The organism is Pseudomonas sp. K5002 (genome assembly GCF_013386655.1).
GTDB lineage: Bacteria > Pseudomonadota > Gammaproteobacteria > Pseudomonadales > Pseudomonadaceae > Aquipseudomonas.
Genome location: NZ_JACARK010000143.1, coordinates 1,816 through 2,350 on the forward strand (window position 1 = coordinate 1,816; position 535 = coordinate 2,350).

Here is a 535-nt window from a genome sequence, read left to right on the forward strand (position 1 = left end):
GGCTCGACAGCTGCTACGGCTACGATGCCAGGGCCAGGCCACGCTCTTCCAGCAACTGCACAAAACTGTTCAGGCTCTGCGACACCGTACCCCGGCGCCAGATCAGCCAGGTATTCAGAATCCGGAACGTATCGGTCAGCGGCCACACACTCACCGCCGTAAACCCCGGCATGCTCTCCAGCATGCTCCGCGGCATCAGCGCCAACCCGGCACCGGCACTCACACACGCGAGCATCCCGTGGTAGGACTCCATCTCAAAGATCTTCCCCGGCACCGCGCCATCCTGTGAAAACCAGCGCTCGAAGTGATGCCGGTACGAACAGTTCGAACGAAACGTGTAGATGCTCTCCCCGCTCACATCCCGCCCCCGGGTGATCGGCGCGTGATGCAACGGCGCAATCACCACCATCTCCTCCTCGAACACCGCCACGCCCTCCAGCGTCGCGTGCAGCACCGGGCCATCGACAAACGCCGCCGCCAGCCGCCCCGACAACACACCCTCGATCATCGTGCCGGACGGCCCGGTGGTCAGGTC

The 535-nt window shown here is 64.3% G+C and carries 1 protein-coding gene; it reads right to left on the minus strand.

Annotated features, from left to right (window positions below; all coding sequences use genetic code 11):
* Positions 1-19: 19 nt before the first annotated feature.
* Positions 20-535 (minus strand): LysR substrate-binding domain-containing protein (locus tag HX846_RS08275; protein ID WP_256739796.1); only part of this gene is annotated, 516 nt, incomplete at its 5' end.